Source organism: Bacillus subtilis subsp. subtilis str. 168 (assembly GCF_000009045.1).
Lineage (GTDB): Bacteria > Bacillota > Bacilli > Bacillales > Bacillaceae > Bacillus > Bacillus subtilis.
Window position 1 is genome coordinate 1189646 of the sequence record NC_000964.3, and the last position, 25531, is coordinate 1215176.

Genomic DNA, 25531 nt, shown 5'->3' on the forward strand with positions numbered 1-25531 from the left:
ATGGAGAATCAAGAGGTTGTTTTATCTATTGACGCAATTCAGGAGCCTGAACAAATCAAGTTTAACATGTCGCTGAAGAACCAAAGCGAACGTGCTATTGAGTTTCAATTCAGCACAGGGCAAAAATTTGAACTTGTCGTGTATGATTCTGAGCACAAAGAAAGATACCGTTATTCGAAAGAAAAAATGTTTACGCAGGCTTTTCAAAACCTGACGCTTGAATCTGGAGAAACATATGATTTCTCTGATGTGTGGAAGGAAGTCCCTGAGCCCGGAACCTATGAGGTAAAGGTGACATTTAAGGGCAGGGCGGAAAATCTCAAGCAGGTTCAGGCTGTTCAGCAGTTTGAAGTCAAATAAGAGGCTATGGCGAGTCGCCATAGCCTTTTTTTATTGCAGTTTGTCCAGCTGATTTTGAAATTGATGCAACTGTTGACGTTCCGCATCTGTCGAATTGGCATACGCAGAAGATACAGCATTTTTGGCTCTCAGAATCGCTTGCTCCTGATCGCCTTCCTCAAAGCCGTTTGTCACCATGACCGCCTGTTGAACAAATGATTTTGCCTGCTGAAACAGTTCATTTCTCATTTAATATTCATACTGCCTTTCAGCCGAGTCTCGTGCCGCGGCATGCTGGTGAGCTTCTTCTAAAGTAGACCGATATGGAAATCTTGCGGCGTGTAGCCCGATGGAGTCTTTACCCTGCTGAATAAACCTTCTGGATTTGCTTCGTTTACCCATTTTGAGACTGCCCCCTTCCATACTTTGACGAGATGAGTCGTCTTCAATAGTATGGTGGGGTAAAGTAAGGTTTATGAGTGGGAAAAATTAATACGGACCTTCTTTAAAGTGAGAAATATTCTTTCAAAAACCTTGCCACGCCGTCCTCTTCATTTGTGGCCGTAGTTCGGTTGGCAATCTGCTTGACCGCGTCAATTCCATTTCCCATTGCAACGCCGCAGCCTGCAAATTCAAGCATTTCCAAATCGTTATCCTCATCTCCAAAAGCAATGATCCGCTCCCTCGGCACGCCGTAATAATCGCTGATTTTCTGCAGGCCGACCGCTTTATTCATGCCGCTTTTGATAATTTCAATGACATGCCAAGGAGCGGCCCATCTTCTATGGTCGATCACCTCGGCATGCACATCCGATAAATATGAGCGTATTGCCGGCACATCCTCTTCCTTTGCATGTATGAGTACGGACGTCACATCTTCACCGAGATTTTCCCGCAAGTCTCCGACCGTTACATTTGTTGTGTTCATGTTAAAGGCATCTATCAGGTGCTCATCATGGTAATGAAAGTATACGTCGTCAATCACTTCAGCAAGCACGTTATGTACGTTGTAGCTCTCGCTGATATCCACGAGCTGTTTGACAACATCAAGCGGCAGTGACGTATGATACCGTCCCCAGCTGTCGTCTTGCGGATGATGGACAAATGCTCCGTTAAAATTGACAATTGGCGTTGTCAGCTCCATCTGCTGGTAGTACATGGAACTTGAACGATACGGACGGCCTGTTGAGATGCAGACATAATGCCCGTCATCTTTTAGGCGCTGTATCGTATGAAGGGTGTTTTCAGATATGGTTTTATCATCCTTTAATAATGTTCCATCTAAATCTAATGCGATTAAATAGGGTTTTGTCTCCATGAAAAGCTCCTTTAACCTTAGATTTTGCTTGTTTTGCCTTACTTACAGTGTAGCTTTTTACCATCTTTATTGTCTACATGTTACACTTATGATTATGGTTATCCTAAGGAGGGGCACATTGTGATACAAATTGAGAATCAAACCGTTTCCGGTATTCCGTTTTTACATATTGTAAAGGAAGAGAACAGGCACCGCGCTGTTCCTCTCGTGATCTTTATACATGGTTTTACAAGCGCGAAGGAACACAACCTTCATATTGCTTATCTGCTTGCGGAGAAGGGTTTTAGAGCCGTTCTGCCGGAGGCTTTGCACCATGGGGAACGGGGAGAAGAAATGGCTGTTGAAGAGCTGGCGGGGCATTTTTGGGATATCGTCCTCAACGAGATTGAAGAGATCGGCGTACTTAAAAACCATTTTGAAAAAGAGGGCCTGATAGACGGCGGCCGCATCGGTCTCGCAGGCACGTCAATGGGCGGCATCACAACGCTTGGCGCTTTGACTGCATATGATTGGATAAAAGCCGGCGTCAGCCTGATGGGAAGCCCGAATTACGTGGAGCTGTTTCAGCAGCAGATTGACCATATTCAATCTCAGGGCATTGAAATCGATGTGCCGGAAGAGAAGGTACAGCAGCTGATGAAACGTCTCGAGTTGCGGGATCTCAGCCTTCAGCCGGAGAAACTGCAACAGCGCCCGCTTTTATTTTGGCACGGCGCAAAAGATAAAGTTGTGCCTTACGCGCCGACCCGGAAATTTTATGACACGATTAAATCCCATTACAGCGAGCAGCCGGAACGCCTGCAATTTATCGGAGATGAAAACGCTGACCATAAAGTCCCGCGGGCAGCTGTGTTAAAAACGATTGAATGGTTTGAAACGTACTTATAAAGCACTAAGTTATTAACAAGAGCTGAATTTACGTTATACTGTAGAAAAAAGGAGTGAGGGAACGTGGAAGAAGCATTAAAAGAAAACATCATGGGCGCCCTGGAACAGGTTGTCGATCCTGAGCTTGGCGTTGATATCGTGAACCTCGGCTTGGTATATGACGTTGATATGGATGAAGATGGCTTGACGCACATCACCATGACGCTAACATCAATGGGATGCCCTTTAGCGCCGATTATCGTGGATGAGGTGAAAAAAGCATTAGCGGACCTTCCTGAAGTGAAAGACACAGAGGTTCACATTGTATGGAATCCGCCTTGGACTAGGGATAAAATGTCCAGATACGCAAAAATTGCGCTTGGCATTCAATAAAACAAAAAAGGACAGCCTGACATGTGAGGCTGTCCTTTTTTACAGCTGAAAGGAGTGAAAGGAAATGATGTACCTGCTGGCAGTTTTATGCCCGCCGCTTGCTGTTTTGTTTTCGGGAAAACCGTTTCAGGCCTTGCTGAATCTCATATTGACCTGTATCTTTTGGCTGCCGGGCGCGATTCACGCCTGCTTTATCGTCGCCGACCGCCGTGCCGAAAAACGGGCAAGAAGATAATTTGGAAAAATGAGGACGCAGTCATGGTATAATGGTCATAAAAACAGCAGGGAGAGCACTATGAAAAAGAAATTGCTTGCATTCGCGCTTTGTACTGGCGCGTATGCGGCCCTGTTTGCGTACTCTGTGAACTCAGAGCAAAAAACAGCCACAAGCGAGATGACGGATGTCAGCCGCCTGATGCCTGTAAAAATAAAGCAGACAGTGAAAGGGCAGGAAGAGGAAATGCTCATTGACACAGTCAAAGAGGCAAATCGAAAAAACATAAAAATTTCAATCGCCGGGGCCCAGCACTCCATGGGCGGCCATACATATTATGAGGACGGCATCGTTCTCGACATGACGGGCTACAACAAAATCCTGTCACTCGATCAAGAGAAGAAAACCATCAGGGTGCAAAGCGGTGCAACGTGGAATGATATCCAGAAATACGTGAATCCATACGGACTCGCGGTAAAAGTCATGCAGTCACAAAACATTTTTACAATCGGCGGATCTCTCAGCGCAAATGCACACGGACGTGATATTCGCTACGGCTCGCTAATTGATACAGTCAAATCATTCCGGCTTTTAAAAGCTGACGGGATGATTATCACTGTCACTCCAAAAGATGATTTGTTTACGGCGGTCATCGGAGGGTACGGCCTTTTTGGCGTGATTCTTGATGTAACGCTTGAGCTGACAGATGATGAGCTGTATGTCATGAAGACAGAAAAAATGAATTACAGCACATACTCAGACTATTTTTCAAAGCATGTAAAAGGAAATCCAGATGTCCGAATGCATCTGGCGCGAATTTCAACAGCGAAAAAAGGATTTCTGAAAGACATGTATGTCACGAATTACGTATTGGCTAATCATCAGGATCAGCTGTCCTCATACAGCGAACTTAAAGAAGACGAGTATACGGGAGCCACAAAGTTTGCACTCGGCTTGTCAAGACGGTATGAATGGGGGAGGAATTGGCTGTGGGACACACAGCAATCCTATTTCCTGAGCCAGAACGGCACAGAGATTTCACGCAATAACGTCATGCGGTCCGAATCAAAGTTTCTTGAGTATGAAAACAATGACAACACAGATGTTTTGCAAGAATACTTTGTGCCCGTGAAGGAGTATGGGTCCTATATTGATGACCTGAGACAAACGCTGTCGGACGAAGATCTGAACCTGCTGAACATTACGATCCGCTACGTGCAGAAAAATGAAAAGGCCGACCTTTCCTATGCGAAGGACGATATGTTTTCGCTCGTACTATTAATAAACGAGGGCTTTTCAAAAGAAGACCAGGCAGATACCGCCCGAATCATCAGGCGCATGACAGACGTTGCCATCAAGCACGGCGGCAGCTATTATCTGCCTTATATGACCTACCAGACAAAAGCGCAAATGAGACAGGCATATCCGAAAAGTGAAGCGTTTTTTCAGAAAAAACGAACCTATGACCCGGATGAGCGCTTTATGAATTACTTTTATCAGAGGTATAAATAATGGGGAAAAACAAATTAAAATGGCTGACATTATCACAAAGCAGCGTGTTTTTCGCAAGCAGCTTAATCTTTCCGTTTTATATTCTGTTTGTGAAAAATATCGGCTCAAGCTACACACAGTTCGGTTTTTCCTACGGATTGTTCGGGTTGAGCGGAGCGCTTATTTACCCGCTCCTCGGACGGCTGTCTGAAAGGTTTGACAGCCGTTATTTTCTGCTTCTGAACTCGTGGGGGATGGCTGTTCTGCTTTTATATGTCCCGCATATCGGAAGCGTCGTTCAAGTGTATATCGTCCAAGTGCTGTTAGGGCTCTTTGGAGCGATGCAAAAGCATGGAGAAAAAGTGCTGATCGCTAATTTTACAGACAGTGGAGAGCGTGGAAAGAAGATCGGGAATTACCATTTTTGGACAGCTGTCTTTTCAGCAGCAGCCATTATGCTCGGGGGCTTTCTCGCTGACTTTTTCACAGTGCAAATGATTTTTTATGCAAGCTCTATTCTATATTTTTTGAGTGGATTGATGATGATGAAAACAGGCTGACGCGGTCAGCCTGTTTTTTTATGCGGCTGAAATGCGGCACCGCATCAACGTTTTTGTGCTGGAGTCGTGCTGATTTTTTTTGAGCGGAATTCCCATTGAACAGAAAATTTATAAATGAATAAAAATATTAAATATACGATTGAATTAATTTTTATTCATGTTATAATGTTAAATAATTTCACAAAGACCAAGAGGGTGAACTTGTTTTGAAAATAGGAATTGTAGGTGCTACAGGATATGGAGGCACCGAACTTGTCAGGATTCTTTCGCATCATCCTCATGCAGAGGAATGCATACTTTATTCATCCAGCGGAGAAGGGAATGTCTATAGCGAGGGTTATCCTCATCTTACCGGCTTAGCGGATCAGCAGCTGAAGCCGATTGATATGAATACGATCAAACACGAAATAGATATCATGTTTCTCGCTGCGCCGCCCGGAGTATCAAGTGAATTGACTCCAAAGCTGGCAGACGCGGGAATTACGGTTATTGATCTGTCAGGTGATCTGAGGATAAAAGAACCGGCTGAATATGAAAAATGGTATAAACGGACAGCGGCACCGAAGGCGGTGATTCAAGAGGCGGTATACGGTCTGGCAGAACTGAATCAACTGCAAATTCAACAGGCGAAACTCATTGCCAATCCAGGCTGTTTTCCAACAGCTGTTTTGCTTGGCCTCGCGCCATTGGCTCAAAAGAAACTGCTCGATGAATCTTTCGTTATCGTTGACGCGAAGACCGGTGTTTCCGGAGCGGGAAGAAAAGCATCCATGGGAACTCATTTTTCTGAGCTGAACGACAATTTTAAAATTTATAAAGTCAATGAACATCAGCACACGCCGGAAATTGAGCAGGCGCTGAATGAATGGCAGCCAGGTCTCGGGCCCATTACATTTTCGGCTCACTTGGTTCCGATGACAAGGGGCATCATGGCGACGATGTATACCAGATTAACCTGTGACCTAACCGCAGATGACCTGCATGATTTATATTCGGAATTTTACCAAGATTCATATTTTGTGAGAGTGAGGCCAAAAGGTCAGTACCCGCAAACGAAAGAAGTGTACGGCAGCAATTTCTGTGATATCGCCGTGACCCTCGATGAGAGAACGAACAGAGTCACGATCGTCTCGGTAATCGATAATTTAATGAAGGGTGCCGCCGGTCAGGCAGTGCAAAACTTTAATTTGATGAATGGCTGGAATGAAGAAACTGGACTCACCATCACGCCAATTTATCCATAGAACGGGAGAGAATCGAACCATGATTCAGTTAAGTGAAGATCAAATTGTAAAAGTAACAGGTGATGTATCCTCGCCAAAAGGGTTTCAGGCAAAGGGTGTGCATTGCGGACTGCGCTACTCGAAAAAAGACCTCGGCGTCATTATCAGCGAGACACCGGCCGTGAGTGCAGCAGTTTATACCCAAAGCCACTTTCAGGCTGCTCCGATCAAAGTGACACAAGACAGCTTAAAGCACGGACCGACACTGAAAGCCGTCATCGTCAACAGCGCCATTGCCAACGCCTGCACGGGAGAACAGGGCTTAAAGGACGCATACACAATGCGGGAGAGCTTTGCTTCACAGCTTGGCATTGAGCCGGAGCTTGTCGCTGTTTCATCAACGGGTGTCATCGGCGAGCATTTAGACATGGAAAAAATCCACGCGGGGATCGAACTGCTGAAAGAAACACCTGCGGGATCAGGCGATTTTGAGGAAGCGATTTTAACAACTGATACGGTGATCAAGCAGACGTGCTATGAACTGGCAATCGGCGGCAAAACAGTCACGATCGGCGGAGCGGCCAAAGGCTCTGGGATGATACACCCGAACATGGCCACGATGCTGGGATTTGTGACAACTGACGCGGCAATCGAAGAAAAAGCGCTGCAAAAGGCGCTTCGGGAAATCACTGACGTTTCATTTAACCAAATCACAGTTGACGGAGAAACATCCACGAACGACATGGTATTAGTTATGGCGAATGGCTGCGCCGAAAACGAGTGCCTGACAGAAGACCATCCAGACTGGCCGGTCTTTAAAAAAGCGCTCTTGCTCACTTGTGAGGATCTAGCTAAAGAGATTGCCAGAGACGGAGAAGGCGCGACAAAACTAATTGAAGCCCAAGTACAGGGAGCGAAAAACAATCTTGATGCAAACGTCATTGCCAAAAAGATTGTCGGCTCAAATCTTGTAAAAACGGCAGTATACGGAACAGATGCCAACTGGGGGCGGATCATCGGAGCCATCGGACACTCCGCAGCACAGGTGACGGCAGAAGAAGTAGAGGTTTATCTTGGCGGCCAATGCCTGTTTAAGAATAACGAACCTCAGCCATTCTCTGAATCTATCGCCAAGGAATACCTTGAAGGAGATGAAATCACCATTGTCATCAAGATGGCTGAAGGGGACGGAAACGGGAGAGCGTGGGGCTGTGACCTGACCTATGACTATATCAAAATTAACGCGAGCTATCGCACGTAATAAAGGGGAGCGAAATGAAGAAAACAATCGTTTTTAAATGCGGGGGAAGCGTCATCCGTGAGCTGTCGGAGGAATTTTATCAAAATCTGAAAGAGCTGAGGGCGTCAGGCTGGAAGCTGGCAATCGTACATGGCGGGGGACCGGAAATCACAAATATGCTGAAACGGTTAAATATCAAGACAGAGTTTTCGGGCGGACAGAGGAAAACAACGAAGCCGGTGCTGGAAGTGGCGGAAATGGTTTTATCCGGTTCTGTCAATAAATTTTTCGTTGCTGAGCTTGCCAAACACGGACTGCGAGCCGCGGGCATTTCTGGTAAGGATGGCGGTCTTTTGGAGGCTGATTATCTAGATCCGGAAACATACGGAGAAGTGGGAGAAATCAAAAAAGTCGATGCGTCCATGGTGAACGCGCTGATGGAAAATGGCATCATCCCCGTTATTGCGCCGCTGTCTATGACAAGCGACTGCAAAACGCTGAATGTAAATGCTGATCTGGCTGCTTCAGCAGTCGCCGGAGCGCTTGAAGCCGATAAGCTGATGTTCGTCACGGATGTCGATGGAATCATGAAGGAAAAGCAGCGTCTGGACGTCCTGACCCCTAAGGAGATTCAGATGCTGATCAAGCAGGAAGTGATCACAGGAGGGATGATCCCGAAGGTCAATTCAGCCTTGTCAGCTTTATCAGATCAGGTGTCTGAAGTCATGATCGTAAACGGTAAAGGATCATTCTTCGCAGAACAAACCTTTCAAGGGACAAAAATTGTCAAAGCAAAGGAGGCTGTTTCATGAGCAGCTTGTTTCAAACCTACGGCCGTTGGGATATTGACATCAAAAAAGCAAAGGGAACGTACGTTGAGGATCAAAACGGCAAAACGTACCTTGATTTCATTCAGGGGATTGCGGTATCAAATCTAGGACACTGCCATGAAGCGGTGACAGAGGCAGTCAAAAAACAGCTTGACAGCGTATGGCACGTATCCAACCTGTTTCAAAACAGTCTCCAAGAGCAAGCGGCGCAGAAGCTGGCAGCGCATAGTGCGGGAGATCTTGTCTTTTTCTGCAACAGCGGCGCGGAGGCGAATGAAGGTGCGATAAAGCTTGCCAGAAAAGCAACTGGAAAAACAAAAATCATCACTTTTCTTCAGTCGTTCCATGGCCGCACGTATGCAGGGATGGCTGCGACCGGACAGGATAAAATCAAAACAGGCTTCGGCCCGATGCTTGGAGGCTTTCACTACCTGCCATACAATGATCCTTCTGCTTTTAAAGCTCTTGGGGAGGAAGGCGATATTGCCGCGGTGATGCTTGAAACAGTGCAGGGAGAAGGAGGAGTCAATCCGGCGAGTGCTGAATTTTTATCAGCCGTACAGTCGTTTTGCAAGGAAAAGCAAGCCCTTCTCATTATTGATGAAATCCAGACCGGCATCGGACGGACGGGAAAAGGCTTCGCATATGAGCACTTCGGACTCTCACCGGATATCATCACAGTCGCCAAAGGATTGGGAAACGGCTTTCCGGTCGGCGCTGTCATCGGAAAGAAACAGCTTGGAGAAGCGTTTACCCCTGGTTCTCACGGAACGACTTTCGGAGGAAACATGCTGGCGATGGCTGCTGTGAATGCCACATTGCAAATTGTATTCCAGCCTGACTTTTTGCAAGAGGCTGCTGACAAAGGGGCGTTTTTAAAAGAACAGCTTGAGGCAGAGCTAAAGAGCCCTTTTGTTAAACAAATCCGAGGTAAAGGATTAATGCTTGGAATTGAGTGTGATGGCCCGGTTGCTGACATTATTGCTGAATTGCAGACATTAGGCTTGCTTGTATTGCCGGCCGGCCCGAACGTGATTCGGCTGCTGCCGCCGCTCACCGTGACTAAGGATGAAATAGCAGAAGCCGTCAGCAAGCTGAAACAGGCAATCGCTCATCATTCCGCTGTAAACCAGTGATTTTTTTTCGATATAAAGGCATAAAAATTCATTTTTATAATTAATTATTCATCAAGAGGTGGGCTGTTAGATGGAAGGTTATTTAGTGTTAGAAGATGGGACATCGTTCAGCGGCGAGCTGGACGGTCATGAAAACTGCACGGGAGAAGCTGTTTTTTTCACAGGAATGACAGGCTACCAGGAAGTGCTGACAGATCCATCATATAAGGGACAGATTATTGTATTTACCTACCCGCTGATTGGCAACTACGGCATAAATGAAAAGGATTTTGAAAGCAAGAAACCGCAAGTAAAAGCCGCGGTTGTCTATGAGGCGTGTGATCACTTTTCTCATTATGAAGCGGTATACAGCCTCAAGGAGTATCTACAGAAATGGAATATTCCGCTGTTAACCCATGTTGATACGAGGGCTGTCGTGAAGAAAATCCGGGCAAACGGGACGATGGGTGCGACAGTCACAGCCTCTAAAGAAGGAGCTGAGATTGCCCTTCAACCAGAGAATGTGGCAGAGCAGGCTTCCGCCCAGGAAATCAGCACATTCGGCGACGGGAATAAACATATCGCTCTCATTGATTTTGGCTATAAAAAGTCAATCGCATCATCACTTGTCAAACGAGGCTGCAAGGTTACCGTGGTGCCATACCAGCAAATGGAGGCCGTATACAACATCAAACCCGATGGAATTGTGCTATCGAACGGACCTGGAGATCCGAAAGCCATTCAGCCATATTTAGGAAAGATCAAAAGCATCATCAGCCGCTTTCCGACTCTAGGCATTTGTCTCGGACATCAGCTGATCGCGCTCGCGTTTGGAGGGAATACTTTTAAGCTGCCATTCGGGCACAGGGGAGCTAATCATCCGGTCATCGACCGTAAGACGAAACGGGTCTTTATGACAAGCCAAAACCACAGCTATGTGGTTGATGAACAGTCGATTAATGAAGAAGAGCTCACCATCAGGTTTCATCATGTCAATGATACGTCAGTTGAAGGGCTTGCCCATAAAAAACTGCCTGTCATGAGTGTTCAATTCCACCCGGAAGCCCATCCCGGACCTGCGGAAAGCGAATGGATTTTTGATGATTATCTAAAGAATGTGATACCAGCAAGGAGAGAAATCGCGCATGCCTAAAGACACCAGTATTTCAAGCATATTAGTAATTGGCTCAGGCCCGATCATCATCGGGCAGGCGGCAGAATTTGATTATTCAGGCACTCAAGGGTGCATCGCGCTGAAGGAGGAGGGCTACCGGGTAATTCTCGTCAACAGCAATCCGGCGACAATTATGACTGATGAAGCCTTCGCTGATGAAATTTATTTTGAGCCTCTGACAGCAGAAAGCCTGACAGCCATCATTAAGAAAGAACGGCCTGATGGGCTTCTTGCCAATTTAGGCGGTCAGACCGCGTTGAATTTAGCGGTGGAGCTTGAAGAAACGGGTGTTTTAAAAGAGCACGGCGTCAAACTCCTCGGCACATCCGTTGAAACGATACAAAAAGGAGAGGACCGGGAAAAATTCCGTTCGTTAATGAATGAATTAAAACAGCCTGTGCCGGAGAGTGAAATTGTTGATAACGAGGCCGATGCCCTCCATTTTGCGGAATCCATCGGTTTTCCTGTTATTATCAGACCAGCTTACACATTAGGCGGAAAGGGCGGAGGAATCGCCCCTGATAAAGAAGCCTTTACAGCTATGATTAAGCAGGCGCTATTAGCAAGCCCGATCAATCAATGCCTTGTCGAAAAAAGCATTGCCGGCTTTAAAGAAATTGAATATGAAGTCATGCGTGACAGCAATAACACATGCATTACCGTCTGCAATATGGAAAATATCGATCCGGTCGGCGTGCATACAGGTGACTCTATCGTTGTGGCGCCGTCACAAACATTGACAGACGAAGACTATCAAATGCTGCGGACAGCAAGTCTGACGATCATCTCAGCACTTGATGTTGTAGGCGGCTGCAACATTCAATTCGCGCTTGATCCATTCAGCAAGCAATATTACGTCATTGAAGTGAATCCGCGTGTAAGCCGGTCATCGGCTCTCGCATCTAAAGCGACCGGTTATCCGATTGCGAAGATGGCCGCGAAACTGGCAGTCGGATACACTCTTGACGAGCTGAAAAATCCGCTCACAGGCTCGACTTACGCAAGCTTTGAACCGGCACTGGATTATGTGATCGTCAAATTTCCGCGCTGGCCGTTTGATAAATTCAAAAACGCAGACCGCAAGCTTGGCACAAAAATGAAAGCCACCGGTGAAGTGATGGCGATTGAACGGAATTTAGAAGCGGCGATACAAAAGGCAGCCGCGTCGCTTGAATTAAAAAATATCGGGACACACCTTCCAGAGCTCAGCGGGTTGTCAATTGATACGCTATGGGATTTGGCAATCACTCCGGATGACCGCAGATTTTTCGTTGTCATGGAGCTGTTGAGCCGCAGCGTCTCGATTGATGACATCCATGAAAAAACAAAAATTGATCCGTTTTTCCTTCATACCTTTGACAACATCATCAAATTGGAAAACCGCCTGATGGAAGCAGGGAGCGATCTCTCTTTTGAATTATTGAAGAAAGCAAAGGAAAAGGGATTCTCAGACGCAACGATTGCCTCGCTGATCAGCAAAACAGAAGAAGAGGTGCGCGCGCTTCGCAAGGAGATGGGCATTACGCCTTCCTTTAAAATCGTAGATACATGCGCGGCAGAGTTTGATGCGAAAACAAACTATTTTTACTCCACATATTTCGGAGAGACCGATGGAGACATCAGCCGCAAAGAGAAAAAACGCGCGCTCATTATCGGATCAGGCCCGATTCGGATCGGCCAAGGCGTTGAATTTGATTACAGTGCTGTTCACGGTGTGCTGACACTGCAAGAGCTTGGGTTCGAAACCATCATGATTAACAATAACCCGGAAACTGTCAGCACCGATTATGAAATTGCGGACCGCCTGTATTTTGAACCGATGACAACGGAGCATATTGTAAACGTGGCGGAGCAGGAAAATATTGATTTTGCAATTGTGCAATTTGGCGGTCAAACTGCAATCAATGCTGCTGAAGCGCTCGAAAAAGCCGGCATTACTCTTCTTGGCACATCATTTCAAACGCTCGACGTGTTAGAGGATCGGGATCAATTTTATCAGCTTCTTGACGAGCTGGGATTGAAGCACGCAAAAGGAGAAATTGCTTATACAAAAGAAGAAGCCGCTTCAAAAGCGAGTGAGATCGGCTATCCGGTGTTAATCCGCCCATCTTACGTTATCGGCGGAATGGGCATGATCATTGTTGACTCGCAAGCCCAGCTTTCTCAGCTGCTGAATGATGAGGACAGCATGCCATACCCGATTTTAATTGATCAGTATGTGTCTGGAAAGGAAGTCGAAATTGATTTGATTTCCGACGGCGAGGAAGTCTTTATCCCGACATATACCGAGCATATTGAACGGGCAGGTGTCCATTCAGGGGACAGTTTTGCCATTCTTCCCGGACCGTCCATCACGAGCGGGCTGCAGCAGGGCATGAAAGATGCGGCACAAAAAATTGCCCGAAAACTTTCATTTAAAGGCATCATGAACATTCAATTTGTGATCGACAATGGAAACATACTCGTTCTTGAAGTGAATCCGAGAGCGAGCCGCACGGTTCCTGTCGTCAGCAAAGTAATGGGCGTTCCGATGATTCCGCTCGCCACACGTCTGCTGGCGGGAGCGTCCTTAAAAGATCTAAATCCGGCAGTTCAAAATCATCATGGAGTTGCCGTGAAGTTCCCTGTTTTTTCTTCTCATGCGATCCAGGATGTGGATGTCAAGCTTGGACCGGAAATGAAATCAACGGGAGAAGGCATGTGTGTCGCATATGATTCTAACAGCGCCTTGAAAAAAATCTATACAAGAGTCTGGAGTCAAAAAGGAAGCATTTATTTGCAAAACGTTCCGGAAGATGTGAAGGAGTTAGCAGAAAACGCAGGTTTTACAATACATGAAGGAACATTTGCCTCATGGATGGAACAGGAAGGAAACTCGCTCCACATTAATCTGAGCGGTTCTGAAGAAGCACGCAAAGAACGTTTGGAAGCCATGACGCACGGCATCCCCGTCTTTACAGAAGAAGAAACTGTGCGGGCGTTTTTACAAAGCGGTTCAGGCCATCCGCAGCCTGTATCTCTCAAAGACCTCTATAAAAAGGAAGTGGCATCATGCACACAGTGACGCAAACCAGTTTATACGGAAAAGATTTATTAACGTTAAAGGACCTTAGTGAAGAAGATATAAACGCCTTGCTCGCAGAAGCCGGTGAGCTGAAACAAAACAAAATTCAGCCTATATTCCATGGCAAAACCTTGGCGATGATTTTTGAAAAATCATCAACGCGGACCCGTGTTTCATTTGAAGCGGGCATGGCGCAGCTGGGCGGGAGCGCCCTCTTTCTAAGCCAGAAAGATCTGCAGCTGGGGCGCGGTGAGACTGTCGCTGATACGGCAAAAGTGCTGTCAGGCTATGTGGATGCCATCATGATCCGGACCTTTGAACATGAAAAGGTGGAGGAACTTGCCAAAGAAGCTGACATTCCGGTGATCAATGGACTTACCGATAAATACCACCCATGCCAGGCGCTGGCGGATCTCTTGACGATTAAGGAGATAAAAGGGAAGCTTAAAGGCGTAAAAGTCGCGTACATCGGTGACGGAAATAACGTGGCGCACTCCTTGATGATCGGCTGCGCGAAAATGGGCTGTGATATCTCGATCGCTTCACCAAAGGGATATGAAGTGTTAGATGAAGCAGCTGAAGCGGCAAAGACATATGCACTTCAATCCGGCTCTTCTGTCACGCTGACAGATGATCCGATTGAAGCTGTAAAAGACGCGGACGTGATTTATTCTGATGTGTTTACAAGCATGGGGCAGGAAGCGGAAGAGCAAGAACGTCTTGCTGTCTTTGCGCCTTATCAGGTGAATGCGGCGCTGGTCAGCCATGCCAAGCCTGACTATACATTTTTACATTGTCTCCCTGCGCATCGCGAGGAAGAAGTGACTGCGGAGATTATTGACGGGCCGAACTCTGCAGTGTTCCAGCAGGCGGAAAACCGTCTTCATGTGCAAAAAGCACTGCTGAAGGCCATTTTATATAAAGGGGAATCATCAAAAAACTGCTGAGCCAAACTCAGCAGTTTTTTTGATGGCAACATATTCACAGCCGCTTAGGCGCATACTACAGCAAAAAGGAAAAGGAGGAAAAACAGTGGGACAGCAGCACCAATTCCGGCCCGGACAGAAAGCGCCTAATAACGGTGTCTACGTAGAAATCGGCGAGACAGGGAGCATGGTTAAAAACCCTCAAAAGGTCCATCTGTCAGCAGGGGAAATGTTCCCCGAAACATCAAACCACAACCGGCTGTGGACCTACAAAAGAAAGCCGTGACCACTAAAAAACCCAAAACAATAAATGTTTTGGGTTTTTGGCTTTTTAATGCTGGCTTGCATTTTTGTTCATAGGCATGATTTCTGCTAAAACCATGATTAAGACATACAGTACAACAGCAATGACAGATGATGTTTTGAAATTATACGTAACGCTGTTCATGCTTGCAACCAAGTAGCATGCCATATGTGATAAAAGGAACGTCCAAATAAAGGCAATAATATATCGCACGTTTCCACCTCGTCCTTCTCATTCTATTCTAAAAGTTATCATACCATACAAAAAGCGAAGGGGGAATCCAATTTTAGCAGAAAGTGAGGTGACAAAAGAGTCTGATTCGTCACACTTTAATGGTAAAATATAAAACGTCAATCAGTATAATAGCCAAAAATGTAAAAGGCTAGGACTTTACCTTATTCGTTTCTTTTCTATTTACATAAGATAGCGTGAGATGAAGTGTGAAAGGAGGCGGGCAAGCGATGGGAATAACGGAAAGATACTTTCAACTGGGAACGGAGCATAATGTCATTCATCTGCCCTATCGCCCGAACGGCTTCGGCATCTTTATCTTGGGGGACAGAACCCACTTTGTCGGACATGATTCAAGCTTTTGGCAGCAGCATTATGGCAGAAATCAGCTTCTGAGCATGTTGATGAATGAAGGATACACTCTTTTTAACAGCAATCTGTTCGGAAGGCATTGGGGGGCGGAAAAAGCAGTCACCTATGCCAAACAGCTGATACATTCTGTGCTGAAGCAGGAAATCCTCAATCCGAAGATTCATATTTTAGCAGAAGGCATGGGTGCTCTCGTGGCCGATGAACTGCTTCGTTTTTCCCCGGATCATATCCGCTCAGCCGCAATGTTGAATCCTTGTCTCGATCTTCAGGCACATTATGAATCGGAAAAAGAAAATAAATTTTTCTATAAGCAATTTTTGAAAGAAGTATCGAAAAGCTACGGAATTTCTGAAAAAGAAGCGGAAGCGATTCGTTATAAAACAATTCAAAGCTACCCGAGCGGCGTACCGGTTCATATATGGCAGCGTATGACCGGAGCTCCATATCCCTACAGCGTACATGCGGAAGTTTTCAAGGAAAAACAGCAAAAGCAAGGCTCACCGGTCGACATGACATTTCATTTATTTGAGCATCCAAGCAGAATTTATGCATCAATTTGCAAATTCTTTCATAGTCATGAAAAAGAATTATAGAGAATATAATGACAACAGCCTTCTCTTTTGCGGAGGCTGTTTTGTTTTGGGAAATGAAAAACCGGAAGGGCGGCAGATGCAATGGAATCAACGCTGATTGTAGGTGCGGACGAATTTTTCGGCCTTTCATTATGTGAGCGAATGATGGATGAAGGCATACATGTTGACGTTGTTCTGGCGGAAACAGAAGATAAAATGAGACAAATGTACTTAGAAGAAAGACTCATGTGGCTTGGGAGAAATGAACTCTTTCGCCAGCTTGAACACATTGGAGACCAAAATTATGATACAATTTGTATCCAGTTCGGAAGTTTTTTGCCTTTAGACCAATATGATTCTCCTTATATTTTAGTATATGAAGAAGACCGAAAAGAATGGGATAAACGTGAAAAAACAGGCTCGGAAAAAACCGTGATCCTGCCGAAAATGTACGGGCCATGGAAAGAAGAAACAGAGGAAGACGGCTATTACACAAACGACGTGGCTGACGAGTTGCTGAGATTCCTGTTAGAACCAAGCCGTCATAGCAAAGATCAGCTTTTTGAATTGCAAGTCACAGAGAAAACCTCAAAAGAAGAAGCAAAAACAAAAATTATCGAGTGGAAAAGACAATTTTCATCAATTTTCGACAAATATTAAGAAAAACCTTCCATGTTTCGAGTTTTCTAGATACAATAAACGTATAAAAATAATACATGTTATAGCTTGTCAAAAGGAGTTGAACATGACTTGATCACAAGGCTTGTCATGATCTTTTCTGTCCTCCTTTTATTGAGTGGATGTGGACAAACTCCGTTCAAAGGAAAAATTGAGAAGGTCGGCATGCTCTTTCCTGATACGATTAATGACCTCGTATGGGGCACAAAAGGGTATAAAGGATTACTGAATATACAATCCAAATACAATGTGGACGTCTATTATAAAGAAGGCGTTAAAACAGAAGAAGATATCATAAATGCGATTGAGGATTTTCATAAGAGGGGCGTCAATCTGCTCTACGGCCATGGGAGTGAATATGCTGAGGTGTTTAACTTGGTCGGCGAAGATTATCCAGATATGGAATTCGTCATTTCCAATGCGAAAGCGAAAGCTGATAATGTAACAAGTGTCCATTTTAGCGGGGAAGCAATGGGCTTTTTTGGAGGAATGACTGCTGCCCATATGTCGAAAACGAATCAGGTCGGTGTAATTGCTTCCTTTACGTGGCAGCCTGAGGTTGACGGTTTTATCAAAGGGGCCAAGTATGAAAATCCGGATATAGAGGTAAATACGAAATATACGGATCATTGGGATGATGATACAACAGCAGTAAAGCTTTATCAGAAAATGAAGAACGAAGGCGCGGATGTTGTGTATCCCGCCGGAGACGGGTATAATGTTCCTGTTATTCAGCAAATCAAAAAAGACGGTCTTTATGCCATAGGCTACGTCACAGATCAATCGGATCTGGGCGAGAATACCGTATTAACCAGCACGGTGCAAAATGTGGACAAGGCCTATGAAATCATTGCTGAACAATTTAATAAAGGCACCCTTGAGGGCGGCGATCATTACTACGACCTGAACACGGGAGTCGTTGAGATGGGAACATTCAGCCCGCTCGTCGATCAAGACTTTCAGCAAAGAATCGCCAAGCTGATCAAAACATACAACAAAACAGGCGAGCTGCCAAAAAACGAGTAATGGAGTGACGTCACATGCAGCACGAAAAATCACTTGAATTCTTGCAAATTGCCATGAAATATCTCCCTGAAGCGAAAGAACAGCTTGAGAAATCAGGCATTGAGCTCTCAATGGAGGCCATCCAGCCGTTTATGAATCTATTTACAACGGTAATGGCGGAAGCTTATGAGCTTGGCAAGTCTGACGCTAAATCTGAAACAGAATAAGAAGAAGCCACTTTTTTGAAAGTGGCTTTTCACATGATTTTCTTTTTAATAGCGGAGAGCATGGGCGCAAGCTCCTTTAAAGCGGGCTTGATTTGATCAAGAGAGTTCATAATTGAACCGATTTGGTCCATAATATGCATGTAATTAATCGTCTCTTCGTCGTTTGTCTGAGAAACCTGAGAAACTTCCTCTTGCTGTTCCTCCTCCTTCTCTTCTGTTGGTTTTGCTGCATCGCCGAACATCATTCTTGAAAACACATCCAACTGCATACGCCTCCTTTCCATATACCATACTCTATGAGTAAGATGAACTGATAGTTTAGACGAATATATTGCCATGTGAAAAAAAATAGGATAGAATTAGTACCTGATACTAATAATTGATCACAACCTGATTGATCTTCTAAATTTAAGATATAAAGGAGTCTTCCCTAATGAAAGCTGGAATACTTGGTGTTGGACGTTACATTCCTGAGAAGGTTTTAACAAATCATGATCTTGAAAAAATGGTTGAAACTTCTGACGAGTGGATTCGTACAAGAACAGGAATAGAAGAAAGAAGAATCGCAGCAGATGATGTGTTTTCATCACATATGGCTGTTGCAGCAGCGAAAAATGCGCTGGAACAAGCTGAAGTGGCTGCTGAGGATCTGGATATGATCTTGGTTGCAACTGTTACACCTGATCAGTCATTCCCTACGGTCTCTTGTATGATTCAAGAACAACTCGGCGCGAAGAAAGCGTGTGCTATGGATATCAGCGCGGCTTGTGCGGGCTTCATGTACGGGGTTGTAACCGGTAAACAATTTATTGAATCCGGAACCTACAAGCATGTTCTAGTTGTTGGTGTAGAGAAGCTCTCAAGCATTACCGACTGGGAAGACCGCAATACAGCCGTTCTGTTTGGAGACGGAGCAGGCGCTGCGGTAGTCGGGCCAGTCAGTGATGACAGAGGAATCCTTTCATTTGAACTAGGAGCCGACGGCACAGGCGGTCAGCACTTGTATCTGAATGAAAAACGACATACAATCATGAATGGACGAGAAGTTTTCAAATTTGCAGTCCGCCAAATGGGAGAATCATGCGTAAATGTCATTGAAAAAGCCGGACTTTCAAAAGAGGATGTCGACTTTTTGATTCCGCATCAGGCGAACATCCGTATCATGGAAGCTGCTCGCGAGCGTTTAGAGCTTCCTGTCGAAAAGATGTCTAAAACTGTTCATAAATATGGAAATACTTCTGCCGCATCCATTCCGATCTCTCTTGTAGAAGAATTGGAAGCCGGTAAAATCAAAGACGGCGATGTGGTCGTTATGGTAGGGTTCGGCGGAGGACTAACATGGGGCGCCATTGCAATCCGCTGGGGCCGATAAAAAAAGGTGAGGTGCACACAAGATGACTAAAAAAAGAGTAGTTGTTACAGGACTTGGAGCATTATCTCCACTTGGCAACGACGTCGATACAAGTTGGAATAACGCAATCAACGGTGTGTCCGGAATCGGTCCGATCACTCGTGTTGACGCTGAAGAATATCCGGCAAAAGTTGCCGCTGAATTAAAAGATTTTAATGTTGAAGATTATATGGATAAAAAAGAAGCCAGAAAAATGGACCGCTTTACACAATATGCGGTTGTGGCTGCGAAAATGGCGGTTGAAGATGCAGATCTTAACATTACCGATGAGATCGCGCCGAGAGTCGGTGTTTGGGTAGGCTCCGGTATCGGAGGACTTGAAACACTAGAGTCTCAATTTGAAATCTTCTTAACAAAAGGCCCAAGACGGGTAAGCCCGTTTTTCGTGCCAATGATGATTCCTGACATGGCGACAGGCCAGATTTCTATTGCATTAGGAGCAAAAGGGGTGAACTCTTGTACGGTTACAGCATGTGCTACAGGAACGAACTCCATCGGTGACGCGTTTAAGGTTATTCAGCGCGGTGATGCAGACGTGATGGTCACAGGCGGAACAGAAGCGCCGCTGACAAGAATGTCATTCGCCGGCTTTAGTGCCAACAAAGCGCTGTCTACTAATCCAGATCCGAAAACAGCGAGCCGCCCGTTTGATAAAAACCGTGATGGCTTTGTCATGGGGGAAGGTGCAGGGATTATCGTTCTTGAAGAACTTGAGCATGCCCTGGCCCGCGGCGCTAAAATTTACGGAGAAATTGTCGGCTACGGCTCAACCGGAGACGCTTATCATATCACAGCGCCGGCCCAAGACGGTGAAGGCGGAGCGAGAGCGATGCAAGAAGCCATTAAAGATGCAGGCATTGCACCTGAAGAAATTGATTACATCAATGCTCACGGGACAAGCACGTATTACAACGACAAATACGAAACAATGGCGATTAAGACCGTTTTTGGCGAGCATGCGCATAAACTTGCGGTAAGCTCTACAAAATCGATGACAGGCCACCTCTTAGGAGCAGCCGGCGGTATTGAAGCCATTTTCTCTATCCTGGCCATTAAAGAAGGCGTGATTCCGCCGACAATCAATATTCAAACACCTGACGAAGAATGTGATTTGGATTATGTGCCTGATGAAGCCCGCAGACAGGAACTTAATTATGTTCTCAGCAACTCATTAGGATTCGGCGGACACAACGCAACATTAATCTTTAAAAAATATCAATCATAATCAAGCCAAACCGGCTGCCCTTAAAGGGTAGCCGGTTTTTTTTGTGTGCATAGGATTAAAAGAGGAGGCGATCACATGAGTGTAGAACAAACATATAGCTGGCTCAGGAAGGCCGGTTCAATAGATGATTTGGCGCATTACATTATCCCGCTTTTTTCAGGTGCGGAGAAAAAGAACTGGAAGGGCATTCTGGGGCATCTTCAGCATCATGGGATGTTTAAAAACATAAAAGAGGGTATTCAGACGGTTTCCAAGCTGAAGGAAAAAGGTTTTTACGGACATATCCAAAAGGAAGAACAGTACCTCAAAAACAAATGGCAAGGTCCTGATGTACCAATTGTTACGCTGCCGGTTGATGAACGAAACAGGAGAATCCGTTTAGAATTCGGATCAAAATCAGGACTCGCCTTTCAAGACAAAATGTTCCTTTTTCTTTCGTCAGATTTAGATTTTGGGTCGGTATCTGCCCTTATGACGCATGAGTATCATCACGTTTGCCGGTTAGGTCATCTGACAAAAGAGGAAAAGGATGTCACATTACTTGATACAATCATCATGGAAGGGCTGGCGGAATATGCTGTTTATGAGAGGTTCGGCCGAAGTCAAACGGCTGAATGGACGACTTGGTATACACCGGAACAGCTTCAGGCTTTATATGAAAAAAAGATTGCGCCCCATCGGGATATCAAACGGGATAATCGATTATTTCCCCAGCTGTTATTCGGCAAAGGATATCAGCCAAAAATGCTTGGATACGCAGTTGGATTCAATATTGTAAAAAAATATTTAACCGCCAGCAAGGCAAGCACCGCAGACGGGCTGTCCATTCCTGCTGAGACCTTTTTGGATGCAATGCTTTAAAAGGATAAAATAATGGAATTTCATTAATAATATTACATTTATCCTAAAAAATTCTTGATTTTGCAAAATGATTGTAATAATATACAACTATAAAATTTTTCGATAATTCAATATTATTTATTATTTCTGAATAAAGGGATTGCTTTCTCTTGAAAACGTTTGACAACAAGAGGGGGGAAAGGGGAGCTAGCATGAGCACACTTTTAGAAGTGAATAATTTAAAGACTTATTTTTTCAGGAAAAAGGAGCCGATCCCTGCGGTTGACGGAGTCGATTTTCACATCAGCAAAGGCGAAACCGTCGCGCTTGTAGGTGAATCGGGCTCCGGAAAAAGCATTACTTCTTTATCAATTATGGGCCTCGTCCAAAGCTCAGGCGGAAAAATCATGGACGGCTCTATTAAACTCGAAGACAAAGACCTCACCTCATTCACTGAAAACGATTATTGCAAAATCCGCGGTAACGAAGTATCCATGATCTTTCAGGAACCAATGACCTCCCTTAATCCGGTGTTAACAATCGGAGAACAAATTACCGAAGTGCTGATTTACCATAAAAACATGAAGAAAAAAGAAGCCCGTCAACGAGCTGTTGAACTCTTGCAGATGGTCGGTTTCTCCCGGGCGGAGCAAATTATGAAGGAGTACCCGCATCGGCTGTCCGGCGGTATGAGACAGAGGGTGATGATTGCCATCGCACTGAGCTGTAATCCTAAACTGCTCATTGCTGATGAACCAACGACAGCGCTGGACGTGACAATACAAGCCCAGGTGCTGGAGCTCATGAAAGATCTCTGTCAGAAGTTCAATACATCGATTCTTCTCATCACACACGACTTAGGTGTCGTGTCTGAAGCTGCCGATAGAGTGATTGTCATGTACTGCGGACAAGTCGTAGAAAACGCCACTGTTGATGACTTATTTTTAGAACCGCTTCATCCGTATACAGAAGGCCTGCTTACGTCAATTCCTGTTATAGATGGAGAGATTGATAAATTAAATGCGATTAAAGGCAGTGTGCCTACACCGGATAATCTGCCGCCGGGGTGCCGTTTTGCCCCAAGGTGCCCGAAAGCTATGGATAAGTGCTGGACAAATCAGCCTTCGCTTTTGACACACAAAAGCGGAAGAACGGTGAGATGCTTTTTATATGAGGAAGAGGGTGCCGAACAATCATGACAGCAGCTAATCAAGAAACAATCTTAGAGCTTCGTGACGTAAAAAAATACTTTCCGATCCGGTCAGGCCTTTTTCAAAGAAAAGTCGGTGATGTAAAAGCGGTGGATGGTGTTTCATTTTCGTTAAAAAAAGGAGAAACACTCGGAATCGTTGGAGAGTCGGGCTGCGGAAAATCGACTGCCGGCAGAACGATGATCAGACTGTACAAACCGACAGAGGGCCAAATTCTTTTTAAAGGGCAGGATATTTCCAATCTGTCAGAGGAGAAGCTGCGGAAGAGTGTCCGCAAAAATATTCAAATGGTTTTCCAAGATCCATTTGCTTCGTTAAACCCGAGAAAGACCCTGCGTTCCATCATAAAGGAGCCGTTTAATACGCACAACATGTATACCATGCGTGAACGAAACGAAAAAGTTGAAGAGCTGCTTGCAAGAGTAGGGCTTCACCCGTCGTTTGCCGGCCGTTATCCCCATGAGTTTTCAGGCGGCCAGCGTCAGCGGATCGGCATTGCCAGAGCACTCACTTTGAATCCAGAGCTGATCATTGCAGATGAGCCGGTTTCCGCACTTGATGTATCCATTCAGGCCCAAGTGATTAACTTGATGGAGGAATTACAGGAAGAATTTAATCTTACGTATCTATTTATCTCTCATGATCTGAGTGTCGTCCGCCATATCAGCGACAGAGTCGGAGTAATGTATCTTGGCAAAATGATGGAACTGACCGGCAAGCATGAGCTTTATGACAACCCGCTTCACCCATATACCCAAGCGCTTTTATCCTCCGTTCCGGTTACAAGAAAAAGAGGTTCTGTCAAACGTGAACGCATTGTCCTGAAGGGAGAACTGCCTAGTCCGGCCAACCCGCCAAAAGGCTGCGTATTCCACACAAGATGTCCTGTTGCAAAACCGATATGCAAGGAACAAATACCAGAATTTAAAGAAGCTGCTCCCAGCCACTTTGTGGCTTGTCACCTTTATAGCTAATGTTGCCCGCACAGCTTTGAGAGGGGGTATGCACACTACATAAACAACAGCCTAGAAGAACGAACATTTCAAGAGGGGGAATATCTAATGAAAAGACGGAAAACCGCACTGATGATGCTAAGTGTATTGATGGTTCTGGCCATCTTTTTATCAGCCTGCTCGGGATCAAAATCAAGCAACAGCAGCGCGAAAAAATCAGCAGGCAAACCGCAGCAAGGCGGGGATTTGGTTGTTGGTTCAATCGGAGAACCCACACTTTTTAACTCTCTGTATTCTACCGATGACGCAAGTACGGATATTGAAAATATGCTGTACAGCTTTTTAACGAAAACGGATGAAAAACTAAATGTGAAATTGTCACTCGCTGAAAGCATTAAAGAATTAGACGGCGGCCTTGCATATGATGTGAAAATTAAAAAAGGCGTTAAGTTTCATGACGGAAAAGAACTGACTGCAGACGACGTCGTATTTACGTACAGTGTCCCTTTAAGCAAAGATTACAAGGGAGAACGCGGTTCAACATATGAAATGCTGAAATCCGTAGAAAAAAAGGCGATTACGAAGTCTTGTTTAAGCTGAAATATAAAGACGGTAATTTCTACAACAATGCGTTAGACAGCACAGCTATTCTGCCGAAACATATTCTCGGTAATGTTCCGATTGCTGATTTAGAAGAAAATGAGTTTAACAGAAAGAAACCAATCGGTTCAGGACCATTTAAGTTTAAGGAATGGAAGCAGGGCCAATATATTAAGCTCGAAGCGAATGATGATTACTTTGAAGGAAGACCGTATTTAGATACTGTGACGTATAAAGTCATTCCTGACGCAAATGCTGCCGTTGCTCAGCTGCAGGCAGGCGATATTAATTTCTTTAATGTGCCCGCCACTGACTACAAAACGGCTGAAAAATTCAACAACCTAAAAATCGTTACTGATTTGGCATTAAGTTATGTGTACATCGGGTGGAATGAAAAAAATGAATTATTCAAGGATAAAAAGGTTCGTCAAGCGCTAACAACCGCTCTTGACCGCGAGTCAATCGTCAGCCAAGTATTAGATGGAGACGGCGAGGTAGCTTACATTCCGGAAAGCCCTTTATCTTGGAACTATCCTAAAGATATAGATGTTCCGAAATTTGAGTACAACGAGAAAAAAGCGAAACAGATGCTTGCAGAAGCCGGCTGGAAAGATACGAACGGTGACGGCATTCTGGATAAAGACGGAAAGAAATTCTCGTTTACCCTTAAAACGAACCAAGGAAACAAAGTCCGTGAAGACATCGCTGTCGTCGTTCAGGAACAGCTGAAAAAAATCGGCATTGAAGTGAAAACCCAGATCGTTGAATGGAGCGCTCTCGTTGAACAAATGAATCCTCCGAATTGGGATTTTGATGCAATGGTCATGGGATGGAGTTTATCCACATTCCCGGATCAATATGATATTTTCCATTCAAGCCAGATTAAAAAGGGTTTGAACTACGTTTGGTATAAAAATGCCGAAGCGGATAAACTCATGAAAGATGCAAAATCAATCAGTGACAGAAAGCAGTATTCAAAAGAATATGAGCAAATCTATCAAAAAATTGCGGAAGATCAGCCGTATACGTTCTTGTATTATCCTAACAACCATATGGCAATGCCGGAAAATCTTGAAGGATACAAATATCATCCGAAACGTGATTTGTATAATATTGAAAAATGGTGGCTTGCAAAATAAATTTCCCTT

At 45.0% G+C, this 25531-nt stretch carries 26 protein-coding genes, 2 pseudogenes and 2 other annotated features; of the genes and pseudogenes, 24 read left to right on the plus strand and 4 right to left on the minus strand.

The genetic code is table 11. The features are described from left to right. A complete protein-coding gene (gene ipi, locus BSU_11130; protein ID NP_388994.1) occupies positions 1-360 on the plus strand; it encodes an intracellular proteinase inhibitor BsuPI in 360 nt (119 codons plus the stop codon). A 30-nt stretch (positions 361-390) separates the two neighbouring features. Here the strand turns inward: ipi and yizC are convergent, their stop codons facing one another. Further along, a complete protein-coding gene (gene yizC, locus BSU_11139; protein YP_003097702.1) occupies positions 391-588 on the minus strand; it encodes a conserved hypothetical protein; genus orphan in 198 nt (65 codons plus the stop codon). Between the two features lie 256 nt (positions 589-844). Then, positions 845-1657: a 5-amino-6-ribitylamino-2,4(1H, 3H)-pyrimidinedione 5'-phosphate phosphatase (promiscuous) gene (ribZC, locus tag BSU_11140; RefSeq protein NP_388995.1), complete on the minus strand. Its 813-nt coding sequence runs from the start codon at positions 1655-1657 to the stop codon at positions 845-847. Positions 1658-1777: 120 nt separating this feature from the next. Here ribZC and yitV point away from each other — a divergent pair, with 120 nt between their 5' ends. From yitV to yjzC, 12 genes are all read left to right on the plus strand, one after another. Beyond that, positions 1778-2545: a putative carboxylesterase gene (gene yitV, locus BSU_11150; RefSeq protein NP_388996.1), complete on the plus strand. Its 768-nt coding sequence runs from the start codon at positions 1778-1780 to the stop codon at positions 2543-2545. A 63-nt stretch (positions 2546-2608) separates the two neighbouring features. After that, entirely contained in the window at positions 2609-2917 is a 309-nt protein-coding gene (yitW, locus tag BSU_11160) for a putative protein involved in Fe-S cluster assembly, PaaD-like (RefSeq protein NP_388997.1), read from the plus strand. Positions 2918-3212: 295 nt separating this feature from the next. Next, positions 3213-4643: a putative FMN/FAD-binding oxidoreductase gene (yitY, locus tag BSU_11170; protein NP_388999.3), complete on the plus strand. Its 1431-nt coding sequence runs from the start codon at positions 3213-3215 to the stop codon at positions 4641-4643. 44 nt (positions 4644-4687) lie between these two features. Then, positions 4688-5182, plus strand: a complete 495-nt coding sequence (gene yitZ / locus BSU_11180; protein ID NP_389000.1) for a putative transport protein — start codon at positions 4688-4690, stop codon at positions 5180-5182. A gap of 206 nt (positions 5183-5388) precedes the next feature. Continuing rightward, positions 5389-6426, plus strand: coding sequence for an N-acetylglutamate gamma-semialdehyde dehydrogenase (gene argC / locus BSU_11190; protein ID NP_389001.2), 1038 nt, complete (start codon positions 5389-5391; stop codon positions 6424-6426). A gap of 19 nt (positions 6427-6445) precedes the next feature. After that, complete coding sequence (argJ, locus tag BSU_11200; RefSeq protein ID NP_389002.2) at positions 6446-7666, plus strand: ornithine acetyltransferase; amino-acid acetyltransferase; 1221 nt, start codon at positions 6446-6448, stop codon at positions 7664-7666. A 14-nt stretch (positions 7667-7680) separates the two neighbouring features. Next, positions 7681-8457, plus strand: coding sequence for an N-acetylglutamate 5-phosphotransferase (acetylglutamate kinase) (gene argB, locus BSU_11210; RefSeq protein NP_389003.1), 777 nt, complete (start codon positions 7681-7683; stop codon positions 8455-8457). Next, positions 8454-9611, plus strand: coding sequence for an N-acetylornithine aminotransferase (gene argD, locus BSU_11220; RefSeq protein ID NP_389004.2), 1158 nt, complete (start codon positions 8454-8456; stop codon positions 9609-9611). The genes argB and argD overlap by 4 nt, the downstream gene beginning before the upstream one ends. 70 nt (positions 9612-9681) lie before the next feature. Further along, entirely contained in the window at positions 9682-10743 is a 1062-nt protein-coding gene (gene carA / locus BSU_11230) for an arginine-specific carbamoyl-phosphate synthetase (small subunit) (RefSeq protein ID NP_389005.2), read from the plus strand. After that, positions 10736-13828 (plus strand): arginine-specific carbamoyl-phosphate synthetase (large subunit), encoded by a 3093-nt coding sequence (gene carB / locus BSU_11240; RefSeq protein ID NP_389006.3) that lies wholly within the window; start codon positions 10736-10738, stop codon positions 13826-13828. Before carA ends, carB begins: the two co-directional genes overlap by 8 nt. Further along, entirely contained in the window at positions 13816-14775 is a 960-nt protein-coding gene (gene argF / locus BSU_11250) for an ornithine carbamoyltransferase (protein ID NP_389007.1), read from the plus strand. Before carB ends, argF begins: the two co-directional genes overlap by 13 nt. Positions 14776-14860: 85 nt before the next feature. Beyond that, complete coding sequence (gene yjzC / locus BSU_11260) at positions 14861-15040, plus strand: hypothetical protein (protein NP_389008.1); 180 nt, start codon at positions 14861-14863, stop codon at positions 15038-15040. Between the two features lie 45 nt (positions 15041-15085). On the opposite strand, the gene yjzD is transcribed toward yjzC, so the two are convergent. Further along, a complete protein-coding gene (yjzD, locus tag BSU_11270) occupies positions 15086-15271 on the minus strand; it encodes a forespore targeted protein (protein NP_389009.1) in 186 nt (61 codons plus the stop codon). A gap of 248 nt (positions 15272-15519) precedes the next feature. Here yjzD and yjaU point away from each other — a divergent pair, with 248 nt between their 5' ends. From yjaU to comZ, 4 genes are all read left to right on the plus strand, one after another. Then, complete coding sequence (gene yjaU / locus BSU_11280) at positions 15520-16254, plus strand: hypothetical protein (RefSeq protein ID NP_389010.1); 735 nt, start codon at positions 15520-15522, stop codon at positions 16252-16254. An 81-nt stretch (positions 16255-16335) separates the two neighbouring features. Next, a complete protein-coding gene (yjaV, locus tag BSU_11290; protein NP_389011.2) occupies positions 16336-16893 on the plus strand; it encodes a putative NAD(P) binding enzyme in 558 nt (185 codons plus the stop codon). Between the two features lie 90 nt (positions 16894-16983). After that, a complete protein-coding gene (gene med, locus BSU_11300) occupies positions 16984-17937 on the plus strand; it encodes a positive regulator of comK (RefSeq protein NP_389012.2) in 954 nt (317 codons plus the stop codon). Between the two features lie 14 nt (positions 17938-17951). Continuing rightward, on the plus strand, positions 17952-18143 hold the full coding sequence (gene comZ / locus BSU_11310) for a putative late competence gene (protein ID NP_389013.1): 192 nt from the start codon (positions 17952-17954) through the stop codon (positions 18141-18143). Between the two features lie 29 nt (positions 18144-18172). Here comZ and yjzB read toward each other — a convergent pair whose 3' ends face one another. Continuing rightward, entirely contained in the window at positions 18173-18412 is a 240-nt protein-coding gene (gene yjzB, locus BSU_11320; protein NP_389014.1) for a spore coat protein, read from the minus strand. A 164-nt stretch (positions 18413-18576) separates the two neighbouring features. Here yjzB and fabHA point away from each other — a divergent pair, with 164 nt between their 5' ends. From fabHA to appAc, 7 genes and pseudogenes are all read left to right on the plus strand, one after another. Further along, the gene (fabHA, locus tag BSU_11330) at positions 18577-19515 is read left to right on the plus strand and encodes a beta-ketoacyl-acyl carrier protein synthase III 1 (protein NP_389015.1); all 939 of its coding nucleotides are present in this window, start codon (positions 18577-18579) and stop codon (positions 19513-19515) included. A 22-nt stretch (positions 19516-19537) separates the two neighbouring features. After that, complete coding sequence (gene fabF / locus BSU_11340; protein NP_389016.1) at positions 19538-20779, plus strand: beta-ketoacyl-acyl carrier protein synthase II (involved in pimelate synthesis); 1242 nt, start codon at positions 19538-19540, stop codon at positions 20777-20779. Positions 20780-20854: 75 nt separating this feature from the next. After that, entirely contained in the window at positions 20855-21640 is a 786-nt protein-coding gene (yjaZ, locus tag BSU_11350) for a hypothetical protein (protein ID NP_389017.1), read from the plus strand. 191 nt (positions 21641-21831) lie between these two features. Further along, positions 21832-22818 (plus strand): oligopeptide ABC transporter (ATP-binding protein), encoded by a 987-nt coding sequence (gene appD, locus BSU_11360; protein NP_389018.1) that lies wholly within the window; start codon positions 21832-21834, stop codon positions 22816-22818. Further along, positions 22815-23804: an oligopeptide ABC transporter (ATP-binding protein) gene (appF, locus tag BSU_11370; protein ID NP_389019.2), complete on the plus strand. Its 990-nt coding sequence runs from the start codon at positions 22815-22817 to the stop codon at positions 23802-23804. The genes appD and appF overlap by 4 nt, the downstream gene beginning before the upstream one ends. Before the next feature lie 87 nt (positions 23805-23891). After that, positions 23892-24356 (plus strand) — a sequence feature (Evidence 5: Unknown function; PubMedId : 15588833, 25355936; Product type rc: receptor). Beyond that, positions 23892-24356, plus strand: a pseudogene (gene appAn, locus BSU_11381). (Overlaps the previous feature by 465 nt.) Further along, positions 24356-25522, plus strand: a sequence feature (Evidence 5: Unknown function; PubMedId: 7997159, 15588833, 26728191; Product type lp: lipoprotein). Its footprint overlaps the pseudogene before it by 1 nt. Next, positions 24356-25522 (plus strand): annotated as a pseudogene (gene appAc, locus BSU_11382). (Overlaps the previous feature by 1167 nt.) Before appAn ends, appAc begins: the two co-directional pseudogenes overlap by 1 nt. Positions 25523-25531 lie beyond the last annotated feature (9 nt).